The 3,831-nt window shown below is 74.6% G+C and carries 2 protein-coding genes; both read right to left on the reverse strand.

The window, feature by feature from the left end; genetic code table 11:
- The coding region (locus ACFQ3T_RS35050) for a condensation domain-containing protein (protein ID WP_380730184.1) at nt 1–3,154 on the reverse strand (3,154 nt) is incomplete at its 3' end.
- 90 nt (nt 3,155–3,244) lie between these two features.
- Nucleotides 3,245–3,831: phosphopantetheine-binding protein (locus ACFQ3T_RS35055; protein WP_380730186.1), on the reverse strand; the 587-nt coding region annotated here is incomplete at its 5' end.

Genomic DNA, 3,831 nt, shown 5'->3' on the forward strand with positions numbered 1-3,831 from the left:
CCACGTGCTGGGCCAGCTCGCGCGAGCGGGCGAGGGCCAGCTCGTCGAACGTCCACGCGCGGGCGCCGTCGGCCACGGCCACCGCGTCGGGCGTCTGCGCGCACCGCCGCCGGAACTCGTCCACCAGCGACGCGTCACGCACCGCGGTGGCCGTGCCGAACCGCAGGCCGCCCGCCGAGTCGTGCCCGGCGGCGGGCAGCTGCGAGACGCGGCGCGCCGGGTCGCGCAGCACCTCGGCGACCAGGCGCAGGAACGTGGCGACGATCCGGTCGGCCTCGGCGGAGGTGAACACCGACTCGCTGAACGTCATCAGGCCGCGCAGGCGGTCGCCGTCGCGGTAGAGGTCCATCGCGAGCGGCAGGTCCGCGTTGAGCACGCCGGGGGTGTCGAGCACGGGCGTCGCGGCCGCGTCGCCGAGCCGGAAGCCGAGGCCTGTCTCGTCCTCGAACACCTGGAAAGCCACCTGCACCAGCGGTTGCACGCCGGCCTCGCGCTCGGGGGCGACCGCCTCGACCAGCCGCTCGAACGGCAGGTCCTGGTGCGCGAACCCGTCCAGCACCACCTTGCGCACGGCGCCGAGCAGGTCGGTGAACACCGGGTCGTCGCGCAGGTCCGCGCGCAGCGCCAGCATGTTGACGAAGAAGCCGACGACGCCCTCGACCTGCGCGGCGGTCCGACCGGCCACCGGCATGCCGACGAGCAGGTCGCGCTGACCGGTCACCCGGGACAGCATCACCTCGAACACCGCCAGCAACGTCATGTACAGCGTGCCGCCGGTCTCGCGGGACAGCGCCCGCAGCCCGGCCACCACGTCGGCGGGCAGCTCGAACTCGACGAAACCCTCGATGCCGCCGCGTTCGTCCACCGCCCGGCGGGGACGCAGGGCGTCGATCACCGTGGGCGCGCCCGCGATCGCGTCCCGCCAGTGGGCGAGCTGGTCGGCGATGCCCGCGCCCAGCTCGGCGTGCTGCCAGACCGAGTAGTCGCGGTACCGCACCGGCAGCGGCGGCAGCTCGTGCCCCGCGTACAGCCCCGCCAGCTCGTCCAGCACCAGGCCGATCGACCAGCCGTCGCTGACGATGTGGTGCATGCTCAGCGCCAGCACCAGGTTCTCGTCGTCGAACCGCAGCACGTCGACGCGGAACAGCGGCCCGCGCGCCAGGTCGAACGGCCGCGCGAGCACGTCGAGCGCGAACGCCCGCGCGGCGGCGTCGAGGTCGGCGGTGGGCGGCGCGTCGACCACCTCCACGCGGCCCTGCCACACGTCGTCCACGAGCTGCACGGGCGCGCCGTCGACCACGGCGAACCGGGTGCGCAGCGACTCGTGGCGGGCCACCAGCCCGGCCACGGCCACGGCCAGCCGGTCGAGGTCGAGCGGGCCGGAGAGCCGGAACACCTCGCCGAGGTTGTACGCGGTGCTCGCGGGGTCGAGCTCCTGCACGAACCACAACCGCTGCTGCGCGAACGACATCGGCGCGGGACCGTCGCCCGCCACCACGTCCAGCGGCTTGCGCGGCGTGCCCCGCAGGTCCGACAGCAACGCCGAGAACCGCTCGACCGTGGGGTGGTCGAACAGCGACCGCACGGTCACCCGCACGTCCAGCACGTCCCTGATCCGCGAGATCAGCCTGGTCGCGGGCAGGGAGTGGCCGCCGAGCGCGAAGAAGTCGTCCTGCCGCCCGAGCCGGTCCACGCCGAGCACGTCGGCCATCAGCTCGGCGACCAGCTGCTCGACACCGGGCCGGGGCGCTTCGAACCTCGTCGCGGCGGTGGCGGCGGTTTCCGTCGTGTCAGCGGCTTCCGCCGCGTCGGCGGTGGTGGACGCGCGCACCAGCTCCGGCGGCACGTCGAGCCGGGACACCGGGACGTCCGGGTCGGCCAGCACCTGCGCGGCCAGCGCCGTGAACACCTCGGCGAAGCGGGCCGCGTACCCGTCGTCGAAGACGGCGCTGTCGTAGTTCAGGCGGCCGGCCAGCCCGTCGCCGTCGCGGAAGAAGTCCAGCGACAGCGCGAACGGCACGGCCCGCCCGAGCACCTGCAGCTGCGCCGCGCGCACCCCCGGCAGGTCCAGCTCGTACCGGAAGTCGCCGTCGAACAGCTGGAAGATCACCTGCACCAGCGGCGCGACACCCGCCCGCCGGGCCGGGTTGACCTCCTTGACGACCTCTTCGAGCGGCACGTCCTGGTGCCCGAAACCGGCCAGCAGCGTCTCCCGCACGGAGCGGAGCAGGTCGGCGAACGTCGGGTCGTCCCGCAGGTCCGCGCGCAGCGGCAGGGTGTTGACGAACAGGCCGATCAGCGGCTCGACCTCCGGCACCGGCCGGCCCAGCACCGGCACGCCGACGATCAGGTCGTCCGCGCCGCTCACCCGCGACAGCAGCGCCTCGTACACCGCGAGGAGCGTCATGAACAGCGTGGTGCCGGCCTCGCGCGACGCCTTGCGCAGCGCCGCGGTCAGCTCGGCGGGCACGGTGAACTCGTGCAGCCGCCCGACCGGTTCCGCACCGGGCCGCCGGGCGCACAGCGCGTCCACGGCGTGCGGCACGCCGTCGAGGTGCAGGACCCAGTAGGCCGCCTGGTCCCGGATCTCCTCCGCGTACACGTCCTCGTGCTGCCACCGGGCGTAGTCGCGGTACCGGACGGGTAGCGGCTCCAGCGCGGGCTCGCGCCCCTCCACCGCCGCCCGGTACGCCTCGGCGACCTCGTCCAGCAGGATCGTCAGCGACCAGCCGTCGCCGACCGCGTGGTGCAGCCCGAACAGCACCAGGTGGTCGGACTCGTCGAACCGCAGCACCTCCACCCGGAACAGCACGCCGCCCGCCAGGTCGAACGGCCGCGCGATCACGCGCTCGGCGAACTCGTGCGCGGCCGCGTCCCGGTCGGGCGCCGGACCCGCGTCCACGACCTCGACCCGGCCGCCCCAGACGTCGTCCACGACCTGGCGCGGCTCGCCGTCCACCACGGTGAACCGGGTGCGCAGCGGCTCGTGGCGGGCGGTCAACCGCTCGACGGCGGCGGTGAGCGCGGCGACGTCGAGGTCGCCCGTCAGCCGGAACGCCTCACCGTCGTTGTACGCCGGGGACTCCGGGTCCATCTGCTGGATGAACCACAGTCCCCGCTGCCCGTGGGTGACGGGAAAGGTGTTGCTGGACATGGTGCGGCGATCCATCTCTGTCGGTGGGACCTCGGGTCGGGACTCGGTCAGGGCTCGTCAGGGCTCGGTCGGGACGCGGACGGGACCCGGTCAGGCCAGGTGCTCGGCGAGCACGCGCGGCGTCCGGTGCTCGAAGAGGTCCCTGATCGACAGGGTCACCCCCCGCTGGCGCAGGTCGCGCACGCACATGGCCGCGGTGAACGACTCGCCGCCGAGCGCGAAGAAGTTGTCGTCCGGCCCGCACGGCTTGCCCAGGCGCTTGGCGAACACCTCCCGGATCACGTCGAGCGCCGACGCCTCGGCGTTCTCGGACTCCGCGCGCACGGCGGTCGCGTCGGCCCTGGGCCGCGGCAGGGCGGTCACGTCGACCACTCCGCCGCTGCGCGGCAGGTCCGTCACCCACACCACGTCGGCCGGCACCAGCACGGCGGGCAGCCGTTCCGCCAGGCCGCCGCGCAGGCGGTCGGTGAACGCGGCCGCCACGCCGGGCGGGTACACCTCCGCGACCACCAGCTCGGCCGACCGGGGGTCGGCGAACCGGAAGTGCGTGGCGGCGGCGTGCGTGGGCGGCAGCAGCGTCACGTCGAACTCGCCGTCCGGGTCGCCGCCCGCCCAGCTCACCCGCGCCAGCCAGCCGTGGCGCTCGGCCAGCCGCCACAGCACCTCCGGGTCGACGC

The sequence above is a fragment of the Saccharothrix hoggarensis genome (assembly GCF_042678885.1).
Taxonomy (GTDB): domain Bacteria; phylum Actinomycetota; class Actinomycetes; order Mycobacteriales; family Pseudonocardiaceae; genus Actinosynnema; species Actinosynnema hoggarensis.